Raw genomic sequence first — 23,698 nt, forward strand, 5'->3', positions numbered from 1 at the left:
GGCTCAGGAACCGTCCTCGCGGACGAGCGGCACGGTCACGGTGACCCGCTTGCCCTCGGGCAGCATCGTCACCTCCAGGTCGCGCGCGAGCATCGCCACCAGGTGCAGGCCGTGGCCGCCGACGCGCGCGGGGTCGGGTGGACGCGGGCGCGGCGGTTCGGGGGAGGTGTCCGTCACCGAGACGCGCAGCGCGCGGGCACCGGGCAGCAGATCCAGGCCGAGGGCGCAGGGCCCGGGCGCGTGCTTGGCCGCGTTGGTGACCAGTTCGCTCACCACGAGCTGCGCGTCTTGTACCGAGCGTCGCGCCGGGGCCGGGTGTGCTCTGCCCAGCAGGGCGGCCACGGCGGCACGCGCGTCCGCGCTGCTGCACCCGCCGGTCGCCCAGTCGCGGCGGTAGCGCGCGTCCTGTGTCCTCGCCTGCGTCCTCACCGGGATGTCCATACCTCGTCGCCCTTTTCCCTCCGGGATTCGGGGTCCCTTCCGGCGCTTGTGAAGAAACGTGCCGTCCTCTTCCGGCTACCCGCTGGCCCGTCGATCAAGGGGACGCCCACCGGGATTCCTCCGGTTGCACACGAACCCCTGGCGAAGCGGCCCGCGAACACGGCGGCGGGTCCCGGGAATCCGCTGGGAGGATTCCCGGGACCCGCCGCGAATCGGTCGAACGGGTCGGCGCCGTGGCCGGCGCCCACCGGGTCCTCAGTGTTTGAAGGTGTCCTTGGCCTTCTCCTTGGCCTGCCGGGCGTCCCCGCGCGCGCCTTCCGCGCGGCCCTCGGCCTCCACCCGCTCGTTGCCGACGGCACGGCCCACGGCCTCCTTGGCCTTGCCCTTGGCCTGCTCCGCCTTGCCCTTCGCCTTCTGGTCGCCAGCCATCGAGGTCTCCCATCCCAACGTGTCGTGAAGTCCGTTCGCTGTTCGGTTTGCCCCTGCGACGCCCCTCAAACCGATTACCCGCCTTTGGTTGAACAGTCCAAACTGATAAACCTACTGTTACTAATCATGGATACCCAGGACATGTCCGCGCTCGCCGGCGCCCTCCGGCTGGCCATGGGCCGGATCGTGCGGCGGCTGCGCCAGGCGCACGCGGTGGGCGACATCTCCCTGTCCGAGGTGTCGGTGCTGGCCAGGCTGTCCCGCGGCGGCCCCGACTCGCCGGGCGCGCTCGCCGAGGCGGAGCGGGTGCGGCCCCAGGCGATGGCCGGCACCCTCGCCGTCCTCGAACGGCGCGGCTGGGTGAGCCGTACGCCCGACACCGCCGACCGGCGCCGGGTCGTCATCGCGGTCACCGACGAGGGCAGGACCGTGCTGGAGCAGCGCCGATCCGAGTCCGTCGGCCGCCTCACCCAGGCCCTGGAGGAGTTCACCGCGCAGGAACGGCAGGCCCTGCACGACGTCCTGCCCCTGCTCGACCGACTGGCGGAGCGGCTGTGAACGGCGACGCGCCCGGCGCGGGCGTACGCGCCCGCCTCCTCGCCCGCTCGGCCCGGCAGCGGGCCACGCCCCCCGGCCCCGGCTACAAGTGGGTCGCCCTGTCCAACACCACGCTCGGCGTGCTGATCGCCACGATGGACGCGTCCATCGTGATCATCTCGCTGCCCGCGATCTTCCGCGGCATCGGTCTGGACCCGCTCGCCGCGGGCAACATCGGCTATCTGCTGTGGATGATCCTCGGGTATCTGCTGGTCTCCGCCGTCCTGGTGGTGGTGCTCGGCCGGCTGGGCGACATGTTCGGCCGGGTGCGGATCTACAACCTGGGCTTCCTGGTCTTCGCGGTCGCCTCCATCGCCCTGTCCCTGGACCCGTTCCGGGCCGGCGCGGGCGCGCTGTGGCTCATCCTGTGGCGCATCGTGCAGGCCTTCGGCGGCTCCATGCTCACCGCCAACTCGGCCGCGATCCTCACCGACGCCTTCCCGGCCCGGCAGCGCGGCATGGCCCTCGGCATCAACCAGATCACCGCGCTCGCCGGGCAGTTCCTCGGCCTGCTCGCGGGCGGCCTGCTGGCCGCCGTCGACTGGCGGGCCGTGTTCTGGGTGAGCGTCCCGGTCAGCGTGACCGGCACCGTCTGGTCGTACCTGAGCCTGCGCGAGACCGCGGCCGGCGGGCGCGGCCGCGTCGACTGGCTCGGCAACCTCACCTTCGCCGCGGGCGCCGGCGTCCTGCTCGCGGGCATCACCTACGGCATCCAGCCCTACGGCGGCCACGCCACCGGCTGGACCAACCCCTGGGTCCTCACCGGGCTGATCGGCGGTGCGGCCCTGCTGCTGGTGTTCTGCGTGGTGGAGACCAGGGTCGCCGAGCCGATGTTCCGGCTGTCGCTGTTCCGGGTGCGGGCGTTCGCGGCCGGCAACCTGGCCGCCCTGCTGACCGCGATCGCGCGTGGCGGGCTCCAGTTCATGCTGATCATCTGGTTGCAGGGCATCTGGCTGCCGCTGCACGGCTACGACTTCGAGGACACCCCGCTGTGGGCGGGCATCTTCATGCTGCCGCTCACCGTGGGGTTCCTGCTCGCCGGTCCCGTCTCCGGCTATCTCTCCGACCGGTTCGGCGCACGGATCTTCTCCACCGCCGGGCTGATCGTGGTGGCCGGCTCCTTCTTCGGGCTGCTGGCCCTGCCGGTGGACTTCGACTACGGCCTGTTCGCCGCCCTGCTGCTGCTCAACGGGCTGGGCCAGGGCATGTTCTCCTCGCCCAACACCTCCTCGATCATGGGCAGCGTGCCGGCGACGTACCGGGGCGTGGCCTCCGGGATGCGCTCCACCTTCCAGAACTCGGGTACGGCCCTGTCCATCGGCGTGTTCTTCTCGCTGATGGTCTCCGGCCTCGCCGCCACCCTGCCGAAGACCCTCGGCAGCGGGCTCCAGGCGCACGGCGTGCCCGCCGCGACCGCCCACCAGGTGGCCTCGCTGCCCCCGGTCAGCACCCTGTTCGCGACCTTCCTCGGCAACAACCCGATCGGTCATCTGCTGGGTTCCGGTGGCACGCTGGACCGGCTGACCGCCGCCCAGCGCGCCACCCTGACCGGCCACCGGTTCTTCCCCGAACTGGTCTCCGGCCCCTTCCACCACGGCCTGACGATCGTCTTCAGCGTGGCCGCCGGCATGGCCCTGGTCTCCGCGGTGGCCTCCGCGCTGCGCGGAGGCCACGAGCGCGCCGACGACCCGGCGGCGACCGGAACCGGGCGGGGCGCGCCGGAGGAGTCCCGGGCGGCCCGCCCCTCCTGACCGGTTCAGCGCTCGTGGCGCCGCCGCAGGACATGGCGGACCACGAGCGCCACGACCAGGACCGCGAGGGCCGCGAGGAAGTAGATCTCGTAGCGCTTGATCTCGTCGTAGACCTCGGTGATGTGGCTGCCCGCCAGATAGGCGAGGGAGGTCCACAGGCCGACCCACAGGGCCGCGCCGAGGGCGTTGAAGACGAGGAAGCGGCGCCAGTGCATGCCCGAGGTGCCCGCGATGATGCCGTTGACCTGGCGCAGTCCCTCGACGAACCGGGCCACGGTCACGATCTTCCCCCCGTGCCGGTGGAAGAACTCCTCGGCGGTGGCGAACCGCTTCGGGGTGAGGAAGACGTACCGGCCCCAGCGGTGCACGAAGGCCCGGCCGCCGAAGTGGCCGATCAGGAAGCCGATGTTGTCGCCGACGACGGCGGCGGCGAAGGCGATGAGACCCACCTTCACCACGTCCAGCTCGCCCGCGCCCGCGTACACCCCGGCGGCCAGCAGGATCGTCTCACCCGGTGCCGGGACGCCGAAGTCCTCCACGAGGATCACGGCGCCCACGGCCCAGTAGCCGTAGTGGGCGAGCAGCGGTGCCAGGTGGGCCAGCGGTCCCGGAAGCGGAGGGGCGGCCATGTCTCCACGGTACGACCCCGGCACGGCGCTCGGTGTCCGACCCGCTGCGCTGGGCCACCGCCGGGTCCCCCGCCTCAGCCGCCGGGGCCCTCCCCGGCGGCGGTGTCAGGCTGGCAGCCGGGGCACAGCTCGTGTTCCCCGTCGGGGGTGACGACGGTCCCCCAGCCGAGGCAGCGCTCGCAGTCGCGGGCGAGCTCCAGGTCGGGATGCGGCGGCGGGAACTGGCCGGGGCGGGGTCCGTGCACCATGCGGCGAGCGGCTCCTTGAGGTGAGGATCACAGGACTGTTCGAGTTGCCAGAATAAGTCCTATTTATCCTTTATTTCTGTGATGCACGTCACATGTGCGTCGGCGATCGGAAGCGATCAGCCGAGAGTGCCCAGCCGGGCTTCGCGCCACAGGTCCACGCCGCCGTCGGTGGCGTACGTGTCGATCTCCGCCAGCTCCTCGTCGGTGAAGTCCAGGTTGTCCAGGGCGGCCACGTTCTGCTCCAGCTGCTCGGTGCGGGAGGCGCCGACGACCAGGGACGTCACCCGCTGGTCGCGCAGCGCCCAGGCGAGCGCCAGCTGGGCCAGTGTCTGTCCGCGCCGGGCCGCGATCCGGTTCAGGGCGCGCAGCCGGCGCAGCATGTCCTCGGTCAGCCAGGAACGGTCGAACGACGTGCCCCGCGCGGCCCGCGAGTCCTGCGGCACCCCCTCCAGGTACCGGCCGGTCAGCAGGCCCTGGGCGAGCGCCGTGAAGCCGATGACCCCGAAGCCCTCCTCCTGCGCCACGTCCAGCAGGCCGTCCGTCTCGATCCAGCGGTTGAGCATGTTGTACGACGGCTGGTGGATCAGCAGTGGGGTGCCGAGGTCGCGCAGGATCGCCGCCGCCTGCCGGGTGCGCTCGGCGTCGTAGGAGGAGATGCCGACGTAGAGCGCCTTGCCCTGGCGGACGGCCGTGTCCAGCGCGCCCATCGTCTCCTCCAGCGGCGTGCTCGCGTCCAGCCGGTGGGAGTAGAAGATGTCCACGTAGTCCACGCCCATCCGGCGCAGCGACTGGTCCAGCGAGGCCAGCAGGTACTTGCGCGAGCCCCCGCCCTGCCCGTAGGGGCCGGGCCACATGTCCCAGCCCGCCTTGGTGGAGATCACCAGCTCGTCCCGGTAGGGGGCGAGGTCGCCGCGCATCAGCCGGCCGAAGTTCTCCTCCGCCGAGCCGTACGGCGGGCCGTAGTTGTTCGCCAGGTCGTGATGGGTGATCCCGAGGTCGAAGGCGCGCAGGGCGATCTCGCGCTGAGTCTCGAACGGGCGGTCGTCACCGAAGTTGTGCCAGTAGCCCAGGGACAGGACCGGCAGGTCGAGCCCCGAGCGGCCGGTGCGCCGGTAGCGCATGGCGCCGTCGTAACGAGTGGGGTCCGCGACGTGGGTCATCGGGTGTTCTCCGGGTGGTGCGTAGGGGCGTCCCCGCGGTGCCAGGGGACCCGTCCACCCTGCTCCGCGGTGATCCGCAAGTCCAACCGCGCACCCGGATGGGATTGAGCGGTTCCGTTTCTGAATCGGGCACAGGGGCAGGCGGTCACCGGTACGGAGTACGGAAGGAGGCGCTTGTGAGCGAGGCGATGTCCCCGGGCGACCGGCGGGACGGGAACGGAGCGGCGGCCCCGCCGGCGGTGGCCCGGCTGCCGCGTCAGGTGCGTGCGGATCTGACCCGCAGGCTGCACCGCAACCGGCGCGCGTTCCGCCAGGACGACGTACAGGTCGTGGAGCGTCCGCTGCTGCGGCGCGCCGTCGGCGCCTCGGCGCTCGGCAACTGCATGGAGTGGTTCGACTTCGGCGTCTACAGCTACCTGGCCGCCACCATCGGCAAGGTCTTCTTCCCGGGCGCCTCCCCGGCCGCCCAGGTCGTCTCCTCGTTCGCGACCTTCGCCGCCGCCTTCGTGGTACGGCCCCTCGGCGGGCTGTTCTTCGGGCCGCTCGGCGACCGGGTCGGCCGGCAGAAGGTGCTCGCCACCACCATGATCATGATGTCGGTGGGTACCTTCGCCATCGGCGTCATCCCGGGTTACGCCACCATCGGCATCGCCGCCCCGCTGCTGCTCCTGCTGGCCCGGATGGTCCAGGGTTTCTCCACCGGCGGCGAGTACGGCGGCGCCACCACCTTCGTCGCCGAGTACGCGCCCGACCGCAGGCGCGGCTTCCTGTCCAGCTGGCTCGACTTCGGCACCTTCGTCGGCTACGCCCTCGGCTCGGCCCTCGTCACGGTGCTCGGCCTGCTGCTGACCGACGCCCAGATGCTCTCCTGGGGCTGGCGCGTGCCCTTCCTGATCGCCGGGCCGCTCGGAGTGATCGGCCTGTACATGCGGCTCAAGCTGGAGGAGTCCCCGGCCTTCCAGCAGCAGCTGGACGAGCACGAGAAGGCGCTGGCGCAGGAGTCGACGGGCAGCGAGCTGAAGGACATCGTCCGCAACCACTGGCGGCCGCTGCTCATCTGCATGGGCCTGGTGCTGCTGTACAACGTCACCAACTACATGGTCACCGGGTACCTGCCCACCTACCAGACCGAGACGCTGCACCGCTCCGCCGGCTTCGCGGACCTCCTGGTGCTCATCGGCATGGTGTGGATCGTCGTCCTGATCACCTTCCTCGGCCGGCTCAGCGACCGGATCGGACGGCGGCCGGTGTACGGCGTGGCCGCGGTCGCGATGATCGTCCTGGCCGTGCCCTCCTTCCTGCTGCTCAAGGCGCAGGGCACCTGGCCGCCGGTGCTCGGGGTGCTGATCCTGTCCACGCTGCTGGCCTGCTTCGCCGCGCCGAGCGCCGCCACCCTGCCGGCGCTTTTCCCGACGGCGGTGCGCTACGCCGCCATGGGCATCGGCTTCAACATCGCGGTCGCGGCCTTCGGCGGCACCACCCCGCTGGTCACCGCCGCGCTGGTCGAGGCGACCGGGGACAAGCTGATGCCCGCCTACTACCTGATGCTGGCCGGAGTCATCGGACTGCTCACCGTCAGGTTCCTGCCCGAGAGTGCCCAGGTGCCGCTGAAGGGGTCGCGGCCGATGGTCGGCTCCCGCGCCGAGCGACGCGAACTGATCACCGTCTCCCGGGAGTTGTACGAGCGGGCGGGGGAGCGGACGCCGCGCGGCTGAGCCGGGCCGGACGCCGGGCTGTTCGATCCTACGAACTTCACGCGGGCCGGGTTACCGGCCTTCGCGGCCTCTGATAGGAAACTTTCCTACCAGTACTCGTGCTGGTCCGAACCACCACCCCCCACTCCCCTTGGAGCTCCCGTGGTGCACGAAGACCGCGAAACAGCAGCCCTCGCCCGTCTGTCCCGCCGCTCCCTCGTCGCCGCGCTCGGCGCCGTGGCCGCCGGCGCCGTCATCGGGGCCCAGCGCGCCGGCGCGGCCCCGGCGGTCGCCGCGGCGACCGGCCTCGACGACCCCGCGAAGAAGGAGATCGCGATGAAACTGGTGTCGAGCGCGGAGAACTCCTCGCTCGACTGGAAGGCCCAGTACAAGTACATCGAGGACATCGGCGACGGCCGCGGCTACACGGCCGGCATCATCGGCTTCTGCTCCGGCACCGGCGACATGCTGGAGGTCGTCCAGCTCTACGCCGACCGCAAGCCCGGCAACGTCCTCGCCCGCTACCTGCCCGCCCTGCGCAAGGTCGACGGCAGCGACTCGCACTCCGGCCTCGACCCGGACTTCCCCGGGGACTGGCGCAAGGCCGCGCGGGACACGGTGTTCCAGCAGTGCCAGAACGACGAGCGCGACCGCGTCTACTTCGACCCCGCGGTGTCCCGGGGCAAGAGCGACGGACTGCGCGCCCTCGGCCAGTTCTGCTACTACGACGCCATCGTCATGCACGGCGACGGCGACGACCCCACCAGCTTCGCCAACATCCGCAAGCGCGCCCTGCGCAGCGCCGGCACCCCGGCCCAGGGCGGCGACGAGACGGCGTACCTCAACGCCTTCCTCGACGCCCGGGTGTGGGCCATGAAGCAGGAGGAGGCCCACAGCGACACCAGTCGCGTCGACACCGAGCAGCGCGTCTTCCTGCGCAAGGGCAACCTCGACCTGAAGACCCCGCTCGACTGGAAGGTCTACGGCGACAGTTACCACATCGGCTGACCCGGCCCGTGGTCTCCGTCGTGCCGCGCGCTCCGGCCGCGCGGCACGACGGCGGCCCGAAAGTCGTCGGCCACGCCGGGCCAGACTCGCATACGAACGCCCTGACGAGGAAAGATGGCGGGAGCGAGCGACCGACACCGACGTGGAGGAACGTACTCATGGCGCACGAGCGAGCCGGCCGGCCTGCCGGCCCCGAGGACCTGGTCGACGTGGCGCGGCTGGTCACGGCGTACTACGCGCTGCACCCGGACCCGGCCGACCCGGCCCAGCGCGTGGCGTTCGGCACCTCGGGGCACCGGGGCTCGTCCCTGGCGAGCGCCTTCAACGAGGACCACATCGCCGCCACCAGCCAGGCCATCTGCGAGTACCGCGCGGGCCGGGGCATCGACGGCCCGCTGTTCCTGGGCGCCGACACCCACGCCCTGTCGGAACCCGCGAAGGTCACCGCGCTGGAGGTGTTCGCCGCCAACGGGGTGAGCGTGCTGATCGACAGCGCAGACGGCTACACGCCCACCCCCGCCGTCTCGCACGCCATCCTCGGCCACAACCGGGGCCGCACCACCCATCTGGCCGACGGCGTGGTCGTCACCCCCTCGCACAACCCGCCCGCCGACGGCGGCTTCAAGTACAACCCGCCCAGCGGCGGCCCGGCCGCCTCGGACGCCACCTCCTGGATCCAGGACCGTGCCAACGAGATCATCACCGGCGGCCTGAAGGACGTACGACGGCTGCCCTACGCCCGCGCGCTCGCCGCCGACACCACCGGGCGCCACGACTTCCTCGGCACCTACGTCGACGACCTGCCCGCGGTGCTGGACCTCGACGCCGTCCGCGCGGCCGGGGTGCGCATCGGCGCCGACCCGCTCGGCGGTGCCTCCGTCGCGTACTGGGGCCGGATCGCCGAACAGCACCGCCTCGACCTCACGGTGGTCAACCCGCACACCGACCCCACCTGGCGCTTCATGACGCTGGACTGGGACGGGCAGATCCGGATGGACTGCTCCTCGCCCTACGCCATGGCCTCGCTGATCGAGCAGCGCGCGACCTACCGCATCGCCACCGGCAACGACGCCGACGCCGACCGGCACGGCATCGTCACCCCGGACGCGGGTCTGATGAACCCCAACCACTACCTCGCCGTCGCCATCGACTACCTCTACCGGCACCGCGCGCAGTGGCCGGCCGGCACGGGCGTCGGCAAGACCCTGGTCTCCTCCACCATGATCGACCGGGTCGCCGCCGACCTCGGGCGCCGGCTGGTCGAAGTCCCCGTCGGGTTCAAGTGGTTCGTGGACGGCCTGCTCGGCGGCGACCTCGGCTTCGGCGGCGAGGAGTCGGCCGGCGCGTCCTTCCTGCGCCGGGACGGCTCGGTGTGGACCACCGACAAGGACGGCATCATCCTGGCGCTGCTCGCCTCCGAGATCACCGCCGTCACCGACCGGACCCCCTCCGAGCACTACGCCGCCCTCACCGAGCGCTTCGGCGAGCCCGCCTACGCCCGCATCGACGCGCCCGCGACCCGTGAACAGAAGGCGCTGCTGGGCAAGTTGTCGCCCGCGCAGGTCACCGCGGACAGCCTCGCGGGCGAGCCGGTCACGGGCGTGCTCACCGAGGCGCCGGGCAACGGCGCCGCCATCGGAGGCATCAAGGTCACCACCGAGAACGCCTGGTTCGCGGCCCGCCCCTCGGGCACCGAGGACGTGTACAAGGTCTACGCCGAGTCGTTCCTCGGGCCGGACCACCTGGCCCGGGTGCAGGAGGAGGCGCAGGCGGTGGTCCGGGGCGCGCTCGGCGGCTGACCGGCGGCCCCGCCTGTCACGGGGCGGCCCGCGACCCGTGGTCGAAGGCCGCCCCGGCGCGCTCAGCGGTGCCCGTGGTTCCCTGCCGACCGGTTCAGGACCGCGCCCGACATGGCCTGCTCGCCGAGGGCGTTGGGGTGGGCCGGGGCCGCGGGCGAGGCCGGCTGGAGCGGCTCGATCCAGCGGTCCGCGGGCGCCTTGCACATGTCGTGGCCGACCGTGGGCCCGTACGTGTCCACGTACTCCGCCCGGTTGCGCGCCGCCTCCGTGCGCAGCATCAGGTTCAGCCGCTTCTCGGTGTCCCTGAGATAGGCGAAGTCACCCTGCGCGAAGGGGACCTGCGGGAAGCATCCCACGCCGTCGTCGGGCAGCAGATCGGGATAGCCGACGACCAGCACCCGGGCGTGCGGGGCCCGGGCGTGCACGGCCCGCAGCACCCCGGCGATCTTCGGCGCCGTCCGCCGGACGGCGAGGGCCAGCTCGTCCTGCCCCGACGCCTCGTAGGCGCGCTCGCACGGGTTGCCCGCCGGATCCTGGACGCCCAGGCCGGCGCACCTGCCGATGATCGGGCCGAACCCGACGTCGTTGCCGCCGATCTGCACCGTCACCAGGTCCGTGTCCCGTGACAGCGCGTCGAGTTGGGGCGGATTGCTGCCCTGGGCCTGCCACATCTGCGTGGTCGTCGCCCCGGAGCAGCTGGCGTCGGCGAACGTGGTCGCCCCGGCCCGGCCGGCCACCAGCGAGGGGTAGTTCCGGTCCGAGCGGGCGCAGTCGGCGTCCACCTGCGTGGGGATGCCGGGGCCCGAGGTGTAGGAGTCGCCCAGGGCGACGTAGTCGAGCCGGTGTCCGTGGTGTCGCGCGGGGTGCGCGGCGGCCGGGACGGCGGAGGCGGCGACGAGGGCGCACCCGCCCACCGCCGCCGCCACGGTCGCGGCCCGCCGCCTGGCTCTCGCCCCGCCCGCCGGACGACTGTCGTTGCTCATGGTTCCCCCCTGGGACCGGTACACGGCGCGGACGGCGCCGTACAGCGGCCTTCGCGCGATCGACCGGTTCTGTATACCGTCCGGTAGGTCCCGGCGACCAGAAGCGGGAGGGGACGAGTTCGGGGGAGTGGCGGGTCGCCCGCGAGGTCAGGCGGCGGACCCCGTCCGCACGGGCGCCGGCTCCTGGAGCAGCGAGTCGTCCTCCGGGCGCGCCCCGGACAGCCGGTGGCGGGCCGCGATCAGCGCCATGTCGACGTCCTGCGTGCCGGTGGCCACGCACAGGGTGTAGGAGATGTCCGCGAGCCGCTGCTGCGCCCCCGGAGTGCTCTCCTCCGCGCCGAGCAGGGTGAGGGCCTCGTACTGGGCGATGAGGTCCTTCAGTACGGCGGGGTGTGCCATCAGCATGGGGTGGGCCTCCGTGGTGTGTCGCCGATGTACGAGATCGCAATCGCGACTACCCCCACCCACGCCCCGCATGCCACCCCAGCTGTCGGCTTTCCCACGGTCCGCGCGCAACGCGCGGTCCGCGCGTCCGTAACCGGCCGCAGGGCGGGTCCGAACCGGACATGAAGACGGAGATGTCACTCGCAAGGGTGCTCTCCGGTCGCCGTGCGCCGGTTGCGCCCCCTTCGCCGGGATCCTTCCGTGATCATGCCGGTGTGAGTCTGCACATGCGAAGTGCCGTACCGCGCCGGGTCGTTCCGGCCGTGCTCGGCACCCTCAGCGTCCTGTCCCTGCTGTCCGCCCTGCCCGCCGCCGCGCAGCCGGCGCGCCCGGGGGCCCGGCCCGCCGCGCCGCCGCCCCGGCAGGTCACGGCCGCCGAGGCCCGCACCGACGCCTATCTGCGCTCCGTCAAGGACCGGCCCGCGGCCCTGCGGGCCTTCTTCCGGGAGCTGCCCAAGGGCGGCGACCTGCACAACCACCTCTCCGGCGCGGTGAACACGGACTACCTCGTCGAGCTGGCCGCCGAGGACGGCCTGTGCATCGACACCGCGACGATGACCGCGGTCCCCCCGCCCTGCGGTGCCGGCACCCGCCCCGCCGCCGACGCGCGCACCGACCGAGCCTTCCACGCGGCGATCGTGCGCGCCTGGTCCATGCAGGACTTCCCGCCGGACCAGAACGGCCACGACCACTTCTTCGACACCTTCGGCAAGTTCGGCGAGGTGACCTGGCGGCACCGCGGCAAGCTGCTCGCCCAGGTCGCCGACACCGCCGTGAGCAACAACCAGTCGTACCTGGAGACGATGGTCACCCCGGCCTCGGACGGCGCCAAGAAGCTCGCCGACGAAGTGGGCTGGGACGCCGACCTCGCCGCCCTGCACCGCAGGCTGGTCGCGGGCGGCAGGCTGGACAAGCTGGTCGCCGACGCGCGCGGGGAGGCCGACGACGGCGACGCCGAGTTCCGCGCCACCGAGCACTGCGGCACCGCGGGGGCCCGGCCCGCCTGCGGGCTCACCGTCCGCTGGATCTCCCAGGCGTCCCGGGGCGGTTCGCCGGTGCGGGTGTTCACGCAGCTCGCGCTCGGCATGCGGCTCGCCGAGGCGGACCCGCGCTTCGTCGCCGTCAACCTCGTCCAGCCCGAGGACTGGGACAGCTCGCTGCGGAACTACAGCCTGCAGATGCGCATGGTCGGCTATCTGCGCACCCAGTACCCGAGGGCCCATGTCACCCTGCACGCCGGCGAGCTGTGGCCCGGTCTGGTCAAGCCGGCGGACCTGAAGTTCCACATCAGGGAGGCCGTCGACGTCGCGCACACCGAGCGCGTCGGGCACGGCGTCGACCTCGTCCACGAGGACGACTGGCAGCGCACCGCCCGCACCATGGCGGCCCGGCGGATCGCCGTCGAGGTGCCCTTCTCCAGCAACGCCCAGATCCTCGGCGTCAAGGGCGCCGAGCACCCCTTCACCACCTACCGCCGCTACGGCGTCCCGGTCGTCCTCGCCACCGACGACCCCGGCGTCTCCCGCATCGACATCAGCCACGAGTACCAGTACGCGGCCGCCACCTACGGCCTGGGCTACCCCGAGCTGAAGGACCTGGCCCGCGCCTCCCTGGAGTACGCCTTCCTGCCCGGCGCCGACCTGTGGCAGGGCAACCCCGCGGCCCAGGGCTACCGCCCGGTCGAGGTGTGCCGCGCCGAGCACCCCGGACTGCCGGTGCACAGCGCGCGCTGCCGGCAGTTCCTCGCGGGCAGCGCGAAGGCGCGCCTGGAGTGGCGCCAGGAGGCCGCGTTCGCGGCGTTCGAGCGGGCGCACGCACGCGGATGAGGTGAGCCGCCCGCCCGCGAGCGCCTCTCCCGGGGCCCCGTCCCGGTCTCCCCGCGGGGGCCGGGGCGGGGCCCGGGCGGCCGGAAACCGCCGATTGGCCGGGAAACACGCCGTCGCACAACCGGTTGCCCCGGTTCCGCCCGTGGGTACGGGTCGTGTACACGCCATTACCCCGGGTGTATCACGGCGTCCCGTCCGGCACCGTGCGCCACCGGTGTCGCCGCCCGCACGGTGCGCGGATGCCGCACCCACATGATCGCCACAGTGTCATCACATCGCCTTCACCGAATGGCCGCTTTTCGTCGGTCGTCTCCGGGGTTCCCCGGACGGGGCAGACGGCGTGCGGGGCGCGCCCCTAGCCTCCCGGGCCATGCGATCACCTCTGCTGAGACGCCTCGGTCTCACCGCCGTCCTCGCCGTCGTCCTCGCCGTCTTCGGCCTCACCTCCGGTGCCAGTGCCGACACGGCCCCGGCCTCCCTCGCCTTCACCACCGACAGCGCCACTACCACCCCCGGCGGCTCGGTCAAGCTGTCGATGACGCTCACGAACAACAAGACGTACGACGTTCTGTTCGTGTACCAGACCATCGACCCGACCTGGCTGACCACCCAGCGCCCGGACCTGAAGTACAGCTTCACCGGCTGCAGCCTGGCCGCCGTCGGCGGCGGCAGTGCCACCCCCTGTTCCGGCACCGGCCCGACGAACCTCGGCACCAACTACGGTGCCACCATCCCGCCCGGTCAGAGCCGCACCGTCACCCTGACCCTCCAGGTCGCGGCCGACTCCGGCTGCAACGGCAACATCGGCTTCTACTCGTACTTCTACGCCGAGTTCAGCGACGGCACCAACACCAACGGCGGCCCCGTGTACACGCCCGAGACGCGCGTGCTCTGCGCCTGACGCGCACCACCACGACGTCGCCCGGCGGATCCAGGCGGTCCGCCGGCGCGCCGTGTCCCGCGACCCCCGCGCGGGGACGGGAAAATGGTCATCACGGTTGCCCCGTACCGCAGTTGGACACCAGCCATTTTCCGTCAGGTTTTGTGACTCGGCCACAAAAGCTACACACATCCATCACTATGTGACGCGACGGATGCGTCGACGACCGGTTTCTGAGGGGGATGCCGGCGTCGCGCGAGGGGGTGCGTCCGCTCCATGTGAGCCGTGCTCACCCCTGTCCGGGGAGGGGACTTCACCGCATGAAGCGGACCATTCGCACCACCACTCTGACGGTGGGCGCGCTCATCGCCGCGCTCGGCCTTCAGGCAGGACCGGCCCAGGCCGACACCAGCACACCGCGCATCGATCTCCGAGTCCTGGTGGTGAGCGACGGCGGCCCGGCCACCGACGCCATCGCCGCGGAACTCACTTCCGAGGGAACGCCGTTCACCAAGGTCGACCTCACCAGCAGCGGCCGGCCGACCATCGACGCCGGCTTCCTCGCCGACACCGTGGGCGGCCGGGCGCGCGCCAAGTACCAGGCCGTCGTACTGCCCAACGACAACCCGTTCCCGGCCGGCAGTGCCGAGATGAGCGCGCTCGCCGCCTACGAGCAGACGTACGGCATCCCGCAGGTCGACGCCTACACCTACGCCCGCCCCCAGGCCGGACTCCAGGTCCCGACCTCCGGCGGCTACTCCGGCGGCATCGACGGAGTCCAGGCCCAGGTGACCACCGCGGGCCGGGGCGGGCCCTTCGGCTACCTCAAGGGCGCCGTGCCGTTCGAAGACAACTCGCCTGCCGTCAACGAGAGTTACGCGTACCTCTCGACGCCCGCGCCCGGCGCCGACTTCACCCCGTACGTGCAGGCCACCATCCCCGGCACCACCACCCAGGGCTCCCTCGTCGGCGAGTACCGGCACGACGGCCGGCGCGAACTGGTCATCACCTTCGTCTACAACCAGTACCAGCAGCAGTTCCGGCTGCTGGCCCGCGGCATCGTGGACTGGATGACCGGCGGGGTGCACCTCGGCGCCTCCCGCAACTACTTCGCCGTGCACGTGGACGACGTGTTCGCGGCCGACGACCGCTGGGACACCCAGCTCAACTGCACGCCCGGTGACGTCGACTGCACCAACGACTCGGGCACGCCCAACCCGATCCGGATGACCCCCGCGGACGTCGACTACGCCACGGCCTGGGAGCAGAGCCGCCACTTCACCCTCGATCTCGCCTACAACGGCTCCGGCAGCGTCGACCAGCGCGAGGACAACGACGGCGTCGACCAGCTCGCCGACAAACTCATCGCGGACCGCGACCAGTTCCGCTGGATCAACCACACCTACACGCACGCCTTCCTCGGCTGCGCGCAGGACACCACCGTGGTCCCCTGGAAGTGCGTGACCAACGCCGCCGGCGCCACCCAGTGGGTCAGCCGCCAGAGCATCGACGACGAGATCGCCACCAACCGGGTCTGGGGGCAGACCAACGGACTCCCGCTGGACAACAGCGAGTTGGTGACCGGTGAACACTCCGGGCTGCGGATCCTGCCGCAGCAGCCGGACGACAACCCCAACCTGGGGCCCGCGCTCACCGACAACGGGGTCAAGTGGCTCGCCGCCGACGCCTCCCGCGATCCGTCCCAGCGCCAGGTCGGCCCCGCCACCACCGTCGCCCGGTACCCGATGAACGTCTTCTACAACGCGGGCAAGGCCTCCGAGGAGGTCGACGAGTACAACTGGCTCTACACCAGCCGCGCCCAGGGCGGCAGCGGCATCTGCGAGGACAACCCGGCCACCACCACCTGCCTGCCCGCCCCGCTGGACACCGGCACCGGCTACCAGGACTACATCGTGCCGCTGGAGACCCGCATCGACCTCGGCCACGTGCTGTCCAACGACCCCAAGCCGCACTTCATCCACCAGTCCAACCTCACCGAGGACCGCATCGCCTACCCGGTCCTCAACGGTGTGCTCGACGGCTACGCCGCGCTGTTCGCGGACAACACCCCCCTGGTGAACCTGCGGATGAAGGACATCGGCGCCGAACAGCAGCGCCGTGCCGCCTGGCAGAACGCCCTCGGCGCCGGACAGGTCACCGCCTACCGGATCGGCAACACCGTCACCGTCCAGGCGCCCGCCGGAGTCAACGCCACCGCCACCCTGCCCACCGGCACCACCCTCGTCGGCACCCCGTTCGGCACCGCCTACGCGGGCGAGCGGTCCGGCTGGACCGCCTCCATCGGCATCCCGCTCACCTTCACCCTCCCCGCCACCGCGTCCGCCGCCGCCTCGCACGCACCCGTCCACACCCGGTCCGCGGCTACCGCCCCGGCCCCGCGCACCAAGCTCCCCAAGGGCGTCGCCCAGCAGGTCCCGTACACCCCGGACAACTGAACGCGCACCGACCCGAGGGCCCGTCCGGCACCACCGGACGGGCCCGGGTTCCGGCCGCCCGGCGGCGGCCGGAACCCGCACGACCACCCCACACCTCTGGCCGTGGAGCCCCATCGATGCACGTTCACCACGGTGCGCGCCGCCCGGGCGCGGCGCACGTCACCCTGCTCACCGAAGGCACCTACCCGCACAGCCACGGCGGCGTCAGCGTCTGGTGCGACCAGCTCGTCCAGGGCATGCCCGACCTCGACTTCGACGTCATCGCCGTCACCGGCACCGGACGCGAGGCCGTCGTCTGGGACCTGCCCGCCCAGGTCCACCAGGTGCTCTCCGTGCCCATGTGGGGTGAGGCGCCCGAGGGCCGTCCGCCCCGGGGCCGCGCGCTCAGCCGCCTCGCCACCGCCTACGAACGCTTTCTTACCGCGCTCCTCGACCCGTGCGCCGAGGACCAGTTCGCGCCCGCCCTCTACCTGCTGGCGCGAGCCGCCGCCGACGGGACGCTGAGCCCGTTCCTGCGCGGCGACCGGGCCGTCGCCCTGCTCGCCGCGGTGTGGAACCGGCCCGGACTCGCCGTCCGCGAGGCCCGCCCCACCCTGCACGACGCGGTCACCGCCACCGCCCTGCTCGAACACGCCCTGCGCCCGCTCGCCGCGCCCCCGCCCCGGCACGGGGTGGCCCACGCGGTCAGCGGCGGCGTCGCCGTGCTCCCCGGCCTCGCCGCCCTCGACCGGCACGGGGTCCCGCTGCTGCTCACCGAACACGGCGTCTATCTGCGCGAGCGCTACCTCGGCTACCGCACCGCCCCCTACCGCTGGCCGGTCAAGGCCGTCGTCCTCGGCTTCTTCCGGCTGCTCGCCGAGGAGAGCTACCGCCGGGCCGCGCTCATCACCCCGGGCAACCGCTACAACCGGCTCTGGGAGGAACAGGGCGGCGCCGACCCGCGGGCCATCCGCACCGTCTACAACGGCGTGGACCCGGCCGCCTTCCCGCCGGCCGGCCCCGAACCGGAGGTGCCCACGCTGAGCTGGGCGGGCCGGGTCGACCCGATCAAGGACCTGGAGACCCTCATACGGGCGTTCTCCCTGGTCAGAGACCGGATACCCGAGGCCCGGCTCCGGCTGTTCGGCGGCACACCCCGGGGCGGCGAGGCCTACCGGGAACGCTGCACGGCGCTGGCCGCCGAGCTGGGCCACGCGGACGCGGTCACCTTCGAGGGCCGTGTCGAGGACATCAAGGACGCCTACGCGGCCGGGAACGTGGTGATGCTCTCCAGCATCAGCGAGGGCTTCCCGTTCACCCTCATCGAGGCCATGTCCTGCGGGCGGGCCACCGTCTCCACCGACGTGGGCGGGGTGCGGGAGGCCGTCGGCGACACCGGGCTCGTCGTGCCCCCGCGAGATCCGCACCGGATGGCGCAAGCGGCCCTGGAACTGCTCGGCGACGGTACGCGGCGCAGGGCGATGGGGGAGGCGGCCCGGCTGCGGGTCATCGAGCAGTTCACCCTGCGGCAGACCATCGACACCTTCCGCTCGATATACCTGGAACTTCCCGACCACGCACGGCCCTTCGCCGTACAGGCCGTACCGGTGGCCGAGCCCCGGGCCGCCGCGGGGAGCCTGGCCGGATGAGCGGACCGATGGCCCTGGAACCGGGCGGCGCCGAACAGGACACCCTGGCCCTGCGGCTCGCCCGCCCCGACGAACGCACCCTGGCCCTGCGGCTGCCCGGCCACGGTGCCGGTGCCGCGGCGGTCAGCCTGCTGGCCGCGGAACTCGCCGACCGCATCGGCCCCGCCGTCCACCCCTACGAGGTCGCCGCCCTGCTGGAGGCCGAGGGCCTGACCGCCGAGACCATCAAGGACCGGTACGGCCACCCGAACCTGTTCTCGCTCGCCACCGCGCTCTACGAACAGGTGCCCCGCACCTTCCCCGAGCCCGCGCCGGCCGCCGACCCCTGGCGCCCCGACCACGTGCGCTGTCTGCTGCGCGGGCTGCTGTTCGCCCTGCCGGGCCTCGCCTACCCGCTCACCGCGCCCCTGTGGCACCCGGGCCGGCACGCCGCCGCCCTGATCGTCGCGGGCCTGGTCTCCTGGGCCTGGGGGCAGGGACTAGGCCACCGCGCCCACCTGCGGATGACGGCCGGCCGCCGCGAGGCCGCCCGCACCCTGGCGGTCGGCGCTCCCGTGGGGGCGGCACTCGCCACCGCCACCGCCGCCCCGCTCACCGGCGGCGGGGCGGTCCTGCTCGCCGTGGCGGCCCAGTCCCTCTACCTCGCGGCGGCGGGCGTCCTGCTCGTCCTGGCCCGCGAGAAGGTGCTGCTCGCCGCGCTGACCCCGCTCATCGGGGGCGCCGCCTGGCAGTCGGGCTGGGAGCCCGGCACCGTGCCGCGCCTCGGCCTGCCCCTGCTGGCGCTGCTGGCCACGCTCGCCGCCACCGCGCACGCCCTGCGCGGGCCGCTCGCCCAGCCCGCGGCCGACGGCGGCAGGCGGCCCCCGCTGCGCCGGTCGCTGCCCTATGGCCTGTTCGGGCTGGCTGCCGGGCTGCTGGTGCTGCTCGAAGGGCGGCGGGAGCCGTACGCGGTGATCGTGCTGACCCTCAGCATGGGACCCGCCGAGTGGCTGCTCTACCGCTACCGCGGCCTGTCCGTCGCCGCGCTGCGCGCCACCGCCACCCCCACCGCGTTCCTGCTGCGCTCCGCCGCCGTGCTCGGCCTGTGCCTGCTCGGCTATCTGCTGCCGCTGCTCCCCGCCGCGTATCTCACCGGCGCCCCGCCGGCCCCGCTGCTGCTGCTCGCGGCCACCCTGTGGACCGCGCTGCTCCTCCAGGCCTTCGGAACCGCCTGGCCGCCCGCCGCGATCTGTCTGGCCGCCGCGGCCGCGGCCGGCGCGGTCACCGTGCTGCGCCTGCCACCCGGCCCGGCCGCGCTGCCGCTCTGCTGCGCTGCCGGCGTGCTGTCCCTCCTGGCGTGCGCGCTGCGGCTGCTCGGCCGCCCGGCGCGGCACGCCTGAACCCGCACCCTCCACCAACTCGCTGGAAGGACCTCCCAGTTGACTTCCCAACCGCTCGCCGCCGTCACCGGTGCCGAGGGCTTCATCGGCTCTCACCTCACCGAGGCGCTCGTCGCCTCCGGGCACCGGGTGCGGGCCATGGCCCAGTACAACTCCTTCTCCTCCTACGGCTGGCTGGAGACCCTCGCGCCGGACGTCCTCGACCAGGTGGAGATCGTCCTCGGCGACGTCCGCGACCCCGGCTCGGTGCGCGGCCTGCTCGACGGGGCCGACGTCGCCTACCACCTGGCCGCCCTGATCGCCATCCCGTACTCCTACCAGGCGCCGCACAGCTACGTGGAGACCAACGTCACCGGCACCCTCAACGTCCTCGAAGCGGCCCGCGCCCTCGGTACCCCCCGCCTGGTGCACACCTCCACCAGCGAGACCTACGGCACCGCGCTGACGGTGCCGATCACCGAGGACCACCCCATCAACACCCAGTCCCCGTACGCCGCGTCGAAGGCGGGCGGAGACCGGCTCGCCGACAGCTACCACGCCAGCTTCGGCACCCCCGTCGTCACCCTGCGGCCGTTCAACACCTTCGGCCCGCGCCAGTCGATGCGCGCGGTCATCCCCACCGTCATCGGCCAGGTCGCGGCGGGGGAGCGCACCATCACCCTCGGCGATCTGCGGCCCACCCGCGACTTCCTGTTCGTCAAGGACACCGCCCGGGCCTTCCTCGCCGTCGGCGGCGCCCCCGCCGAGCACGTCGTCGGCCGCACCTTCAACGCCGGTACCGGCGGCGAGATCTCGGTCGGCGACCTCGTCGCCCTGATCGGCAAGGTGATGGACACCCCGCTGGACGTCCGGGAGGACCCCGCGCGCATCCGCCCGGCGGCCTCCGAGGTGATGCGGCTGGTCGCCGACGCCGGCCGGCTCACCGGTGCCACCGGCTGGCGGCCCGCCCACACCCTGGAGCAAGGCCTCGCGCACACCGTGGAGTTCTTCCGCGACCCGGCCAACCTGGCCCGCTACAAGACCGGCATCTACAACATCTGACCCGTCCGGCACGTCACGACGTCTTCCAAGGAGGAACCCATGCACGCAGTGATCCTGGCGGGCGGCAAGGGCGTCCGGCTTCGGCCCTACACCACCGCGCTGCCCAAACCGCTCGTCCCCATCGGCGACCAGCACGCCATCCTGGAGATCGTGCTGCGCCAGCTGTCCTCGGCCGGCTTCACCCGCTGCACCCTCGCCATAGGCCACCTCGGCGAGATCATCCGCGCCTACGTCGGCGACGGCTCCCAGTGGGGCATGACCGTCGACTACGCCACCGAGGAGAGCCCGCTCGGCACCATGGGCCCGCTGCTCAACCTGAGAGAGAGACTGCCCGAGCACTTCCTCGTGATGAACGGCGACATCCTCACCGACCTCGACTACGCCGACGTGCTGCGCCGGCACCGGGACTCCGGCGCGCCGCTCACCATCGCCACCTACGCGCGCAAGGTGCACATCGACTTCGGCGTGCTCACCACCGACGCCAGCAAGGTCGTCGCGTTCACCGAGAAGCCCAGCATGGACTACCGGGTCTCCATGGGCGTCTACGGCCTCTCCCGCGCCACCCTCGACGGCTACACCCCCGGGCTGCCGCTCGGCTTCGACGAACTCGTCCTGGACCTGCTCAAGGCCCAGAACCCGCCGCACGCCTACGAGTTCGCCGGCTACTGGCTGGACATCGGGCGACCCGACGACTACGACCGGGCCAACGCCGAGTTCACCACCCGCAAGTCCCTGCTGCTCAAGGGAGCCTGAGTCCCGCATGCGCATTCTCGTCCTGGGCGGCACCGGATACCTGGGCCGCCATGTGACGGAGCGGCTGCGCGCCCTGCCGGGCGCGCGGCTGTCCGCGGCCGGCCGCACCGGCGCCGAGTACGCCGTCGACCTCGCCACCGACCGCCCCGAGCGGCTGGCGAAGACGCTGGCGGCGGCCGCCCCCGACGCCGTGGTCAACTGCGCGGGCGCCACCGGCGGCGACCCCGTCACCCTCGCGGAGGTCAACGCCCGTGGGCCCGCCGTGCTCTGTGCCGCGCTGCGCGAGGCGGCCCCGACGGCCCGCCTGGTCCACCTCGGCTCCGCCGCCGAGTACGGCCCCGGCACCCCCGGGGTCCCGGTGACCGAGTCGGCGCCCGCCCGCCCGGTCACCCCGTACGGCGCCACCAAGCTCGCGGGCACCCTCGCGGTGGCCGCGGCCGCCCTGGACGCGGTGGTGCTGCGGATCGGCAACCCGGTGGGCGCCGGGGCGCCGGCGGCGGGCCTGCCGGGCCGGGTGACCGCGCTGCTGCGCTCGGCGGGCCCCGACCCCTCGGCGGTGCTGCGGCTCGGGGACCTCTCGGCCTACCGTGACTTCGTGGACGTCCGCGATGTCGCCCGCGCGGCGGCCCTCGCCGTCACCGCGCCCGGACCCCTGCCGCCCGTGCTCAACATCGGCGGCGGCGCGGCCGTACCGGTGCGCGACCTGGTGCACGGGCTGGCGCGGACGGCCGGGTTCCGCGGCCGCCTGGAGGAGAGCGCGGGCGGCTCGGCGCGCTCCGCCGAGGTGTCCTGGCAGTGCTCGGACGTCTCCGCCGCCGCCCGCGTCCTCGGCTGGCGCCCGGCCCACGGCCTGGACGACTCCCTCGCCGCGCTGTGGGCGGCCACGGCATGAGCCTGCTGGTCCCGCTGTACGTGCACCCGGCCGAGGACCCGGGCGCCTGGCACCGGCTGATCACCGGGGCCGCCCGCACCCACGCGGTCGTGCTCAACCCCGCGAGCGGGCCCGGCACCGCCCCCGATCCCGCCTACACGGCGGCGGCCCGGGCACTGCGCGCGGCGGGCGCCCGGCTGCTCGGCTACGTCGACACCGACTACGGCGCCCGGGACCGGACCGAGATCACCGAGGAGGCGCGGCGGCACCGGGAGTGGTACCGGACCGACGGCTGCTTCCTCGACCGGGTTACCGCCACTCCGGCGGGCCTGCCCGCCTGCCGGCGCCTGGTGCGCGAGCTGCGCCGGCAGGGCGCGGGCACCGTCGTGCTCAACCCCGGTGTCCATCCTGCGCCGGGGTACGTCCGGCTCGCCGACCTCACGGTCACGTTCGAGGGACACTGGTCAACGTACGTCTCCGCCTTCACCCGGCCTTCCTGGACCGCCCGTCAACCGCCCGAACGGCTCTGTCATCTCGTCTACGGCGTCCCGGCGGCCCTGGTCCCGCTCGCGGTGCGCACGGCGACGGAGCGGGGAGCCGGGGTCTGCGGGCCGGTGACGGGTGAAGGGCCCAATCCCTGGGCCGCGTTGACTCCCGCGCTGACCTGGGCGGACGGTGTGCGAAGCTAAGCCCGTCCATTCGCGCACCACGGGAGAACCGCACCGCCATGGCCGTCATCCATCACACGACCCTCAAGCCCTCCAAGCTCGAACTGCTCACCGAGTGGCTGCCCACCCGCCCCTGGTACCGCGGCGGCCCGGACGGCCCGGTGCTGGAGAAGTCCGGCGGTTTCCGGCTGGACGACCCCGCGGGCGAGGTCGGCATCGAGTTCATGGTCGTCACCGACACCGCGGGCGCCGAACCCACGGTCTACTTCGTGCCGTTGACCTACCGCGGCGCGCCGCTGGAGGGGGCCGAGCACGCGCTGGTCGGCACGATGGAGCACGGCGTGCTCGGCAAACGCTGGGCGTACGACGGCCTGTGCGACCCGGTGCTGGTCACCGAACTGCTGCTGCTCGTCGAGGGCAAGGCGCAGGCGATGGCCCAGAGCATCACCGACACCCCGGACCACGAGGTGTCCCGCGCCTACGCGGGCGTCCCGTTCGCGCCCGAGGGCTTCACCCCGGCACCGGCCGACGACACCGACGGCACCCGCCTGCCCGCACCGCACGGCTCCGTCCTGCACGTCCACCGCGTCCTCACACCGGCGCCGGCGGACCAGGACCCGCCGCTCCCCGCCGAGGACGCCCTCGGCCACGTGGCCACCGGCTGGCCGTCCCCGGCCGGAGACTGGCAGCGGGCCGTCCTGCTGACCCTGCGCCAGGCCTGACCCCACCCGTCCGCCGCCCGCCCCGCGGGGGCGGCGGACGGCCCGTCCTCCTCCCGCCGTCCCCGCCGCTCCCGGCACGTCCCCCACCCGGCGTGCGCCCTCCCGGCCGCCGAACCGGCGGTGTGTATGGCATGTCCGGGTCAAATCTGTCACTCTTTCGGCAGTCGTCGCCCCGCCCCAGCGGGGTGCGACCGGCTCCCCGGCACAGCACCGGACCACGGCCGCCCCGGCCACCCCGCCGGCCGGACGGCCATCGAGCAGGCCGGAATCCCGGCCGCCGCAAAGGAGTAG

The 23,698-nt window shown here is 73.1% G+C and carries 22 protein-coding genes; 15 read left to right on the forward strand and 7 right to left on the reverse strand.

What is annotated here, in order from left to right; genetic code table 11:
* Window positions 1-3 precede the first annotated feature (3 nt).
* Together HZZ00_RS14580 and HZZ00_RS14585 are read right to left on the reverse strand one after the other, a co-directional pair.
* Complete coding sequence (locus tag HZZ00_RS14580; RefSeq protein ID WP_180332584.1) at window positions 4-441, reverse strand: ATP-binding protein; 438 nt, start codon at window positions 439-441, stop codon at window positions 4-6.
* A 255-nt stretch (window positions 442-696) separates the two neighbouring features.
* On the reverse strand, window positions 697-870 hold the full coding sequence (locus tag HZZ00_RS14585) for a CsbD family protein (RefSeq protein WP_180332585.1): 174 nt from the start codon (window positions 868-870) through the stop codon (window positions 697-699).
* Window positions 871-996: 126 nt separating this feature from the next.
* Here HZZ00_RS14585 and HZZ00_RS14590 point away from each other — a divergent pair, with 126 nt between their 5' ends.
* Entirely contained in the window at window positions 997-1,428 is a 432-nt protein-coding gene (locus tag HZZ00_RS14590; RefSeq protein ID WP_180332586.1) for a MarR family winged helix-turn-helix transcriptional regulator, read from the forward strand.
* 134 nt (window positions 1,429-1,562) lie between these two features.
* Window positions 1,563-3,218: an MFS transporter gene (locus HZZ00_RS14595; RefSeq protein WP_257585944.1), complete on the forward strand. Its 1,656-nt coding sequence runs from the start codon at window positions 1,563-1,565 to the stop codon at window positions 3,216-3,218.
* Between the two features lie 5 nt (window positions 3,219-3,223).
* Here the strand turns inward: HZZ00_RS14595 and HZZ00_RS14600 are convergent, their stop codons facing one another.
* The 3 genes from HZZ00_RS14600 to mgrA all read right to left on the reverse strand — a co-directional run bounded on the left by HZZ00_RS14600 (window position 3,224) and on the right by mgrA (window position 5,255).
* Window positions 3,224-3,847, reverse strand: coding sequence for a DedA family protein (locus HZZ00_RS14600; protein WP_180332588.1), 624 nt, complete (start codon window positions 3,845-3,847; stop codon window positions 3,224-3,226).
* Between the two features lie 74 nt (window positions 3,848-3,921).
* Window positions 3,922-4,095 (reverse strand): hypothetical protein, encoded by a 174-nt coding sequence (locus tag HZZ00_RS14605; RefSeq protein WP_180332589.1) that lies wholly within the window; start codon window positions 4,093-4,095, stop codon window positions 3,922-3,924.
* A gap of 116 nt (window positions 4,096-4,211) precedes the next feature.
* Window positions 4,212-5,255, reverse strand: a complete 1,044-nt coding sequence (mgrA, locus tag HZZ00_RS14610) for an L-glyceraldehyde 3-phosphate reductase (protein WP_180332590.1) — start codon at window positions 5,253-5,255, stop codon at window positions 4,212-4,214.
* A gap of 188 nt (window positions 5,256-5,443) precedes the next feature.
* On the opposite strand from mgrA, the gene proP reads away from it, so the two are divergent.
* The 3 genes from proP to pgm all read left to right on the forward strand — a co-directional run bounded on the left by proP (window position 5,444) and on the right by pgm (window position 9,756).
* A complete protein-coding gene (proP, locus tag HZZ00_RS14615; protein ID WP_180333513.1) occupies window positions 5,444-6,970 on the forward strand; it encodes a glycine betaine/L-proline transporter ProP in 1,527 nt (508 codons plus the stop codon).
* Window positions 6,971-7,111: 141 nt separating this feature from the next.
* On the forward strand, window positions 7,112-7,957 hold the full coding sequence (locus tag HZZ00_RS14620) for a chitosanase (RefSeq protein ID WP_306856169.1): 846 nt from the start codon (window positions 7,112-7,114) through the stop codon (window positions 7,955-7,957).
* Window positions 7,958-8,115: 158 nt separating this feature from the next.
* The gene (gene pgm, locus HZZ00_RS14625; RefSeq protein ID WP_180332591.1) at window positions 8,116-9,756 is read left to right on the forward strand and encodes a phosphoglucomutase (alpha-D-glucose-1,6-bisphosphate-dependent); all 1,641 of its coding nucleotides are present in this window, start codon (window positions 8,116-8,118) and stop codon (window positions 9,754-9,756) included.
* A gap of 62 nt (window positions 9,757-9,818) precedes the next feature.
* Here the strand turns inward: pgm and HZZ00_RS14630 are convergent, their stop codons facing one another.
* On the reverse strand, window positions 9,819-10,739 hold the full coding sequence (locus tag HZZ00_RS14630) for an SGNH/GDSL hydrolase family protein (RefSeq protein WP_180332592.1): 921 nt from the start codon (window positions 10,737-10,739) through the stop codon (window positions 9,819-9,821).
* A 147-nt stretch (window positions 10,740-10,886) separates the two neighbouring features.
* Complete coding sequence (locus HZZ00_RS14635) at window positions 10,887-11,144, reverse strand: DUF5133 domain-containing protein (protein WP_180332593.1); 258 nt, start codon at window positions 11,142-11,144, stop codon at window positions 10,887-10,889.
* Between the two features lie 266 nt (window positions 11,145-11,410).
* Between HZZ00_RS14635 and HZZ00_RS14640 the strand changes: the two genes are divergently transcribed.
* The 10 genes from HZZ00_RS14640 to HZZ00_RS14685 all read left to right on the forward strand — a co-directional run bounded on the left by HZZ00_RS14640 (window position 11,411) and on the right by HZZ00_RS14685 (window position 23,407).
* On the forward strand, window positions 11,411-13,009 hold the full coding sequence (locus tag HZZ00_RS14640; RefSeq protein WP_180333515.1) for an adenosine deaminase: 1,599 nt from the start codon (window positions 11,411-11,413) through the stop codon (window positions 13,007-13,009).
* A 370-nt stretch (window positions 13,010-13,379) separates the two neighbouring features.
* Entirely contained in the window at window positions 13,380-13,910 is a 531-nt protein-coding gene (locus HZZ00_RS14645) for a hypothetical protein (protein WP_180332594.1), read from the forward strand.
* 299 nt (window positions 13,911-14,209) lie between these two features.
* Window positions 14,210-16,345 carry a hypothetical protein gene (locus tag HZZ00_RS14650; protein WP_180332595.1) on the forward strand — a complete coding sequence of 712 codons (2,136 nt, stop codon included), beginning with the start codon at window positions 14,210-14,212 and terminating at the stop codon, window positions 16,343-16,345.
* Between the two features lie 116 nt (window positions 16,346-16,461).
* The gene (gene pelF, locus HZZ00_RS14655; RefSeq protein ID WP_180332596.1) at window positions 16,462-17,973 is read left to right on the forward strand and encodes a GT4 family glycosyltransferase PelF; all 1,512 of its coding nucleotides are present in this window, start codon (window positions 16,462-16,464) and stop codon (window positions 17,971-17,973) included.
* Window positions 17,970-19,352 (forward strand): hypothetical protein, encoded by a 1,383-nt coding sequence (locus HZZ00_RS14660; protein WP_180332597.1) that lies wholly within the window; start codon window positions 17,970-17,972, stop codon window positions 19,350-19,352. Before pelF ends, HZZ00_RS14660 begins: the two co-directional genes overlap by 4 nt.
* Before the next feature lie 39 nt (window positions 19,353-19,391).
* On the forward strand, window positions 19,392-20,393 hold the full coding sequence (locus HZZ00_RS14665) for a GDP-mannose 4,6-dehydratase (protein WP_180332598.1): 1,002 nt from the start codon (window positions 19,392-19,394) through the stop codon (window positions 20,391-20,393).
* Window positions 20,394-20,432: 39 nt separating this feature from the next.
* Entirely contained in the window at window positions 20,433-21,146 is a 714-nt protein-coding gene (locus tag HZZ00_RS14670; RefSeq protein WP_180332599.1) for a sugar phosphate nucleotidyltransferase, read from the forward strand.
* Window positions 21,147-21,153: 7 nt separating this feature from the next.
* Entirely contained in the window at window positions 21,154-22,038 is an 885-nt protein-coding gene (locus HZZ00_RS14675; RefSeq protein WP_180332600.1) for an NAD(P)-dependent oxidoreductase, read from the forward strand.
* Window positions 22,035-22,706 (forward strand): spherulation-specific family 4 protein, encoded by a 672-nt coding sequence (locus HZZ00_RS14680; RefSeq protein ID WP_180332601.1) that lies wholly within the window; start codon window positions 22,035-22,037, stop codon window positions 22,704-22,706. The genes HZZ00_RS14675 and HZZ00_RS14680 overlap by 4 nt, the downstream gene beginning before the upstream one ends.
* A 38-nt stretch (window positions 22,707-22,744) precedes the next feature.
* Window positions 22,745-23,407, forward strand: a complete 663-nt coding sequence (locus HZZ00_RS14685) for a 1,4-alpha-glucan branching protein (protein ID WP_180332602.1) — start codon at window positions 22,745-22,747, stop codon at window positions 23,405-23,407.
* Window positions 23,408-23,698: the final 291 nt, after the last annotated feature.

This window comes from Streptomyces sp. NEAU-sy36 (assembly GCF_013423905.1).
Classification (GTDB): Bacteria; Actinomycetota; Actinomycetes; order Streptomycetales; family Streptomycetaceae; genus Streptomyces; species Streptomyces misionensis.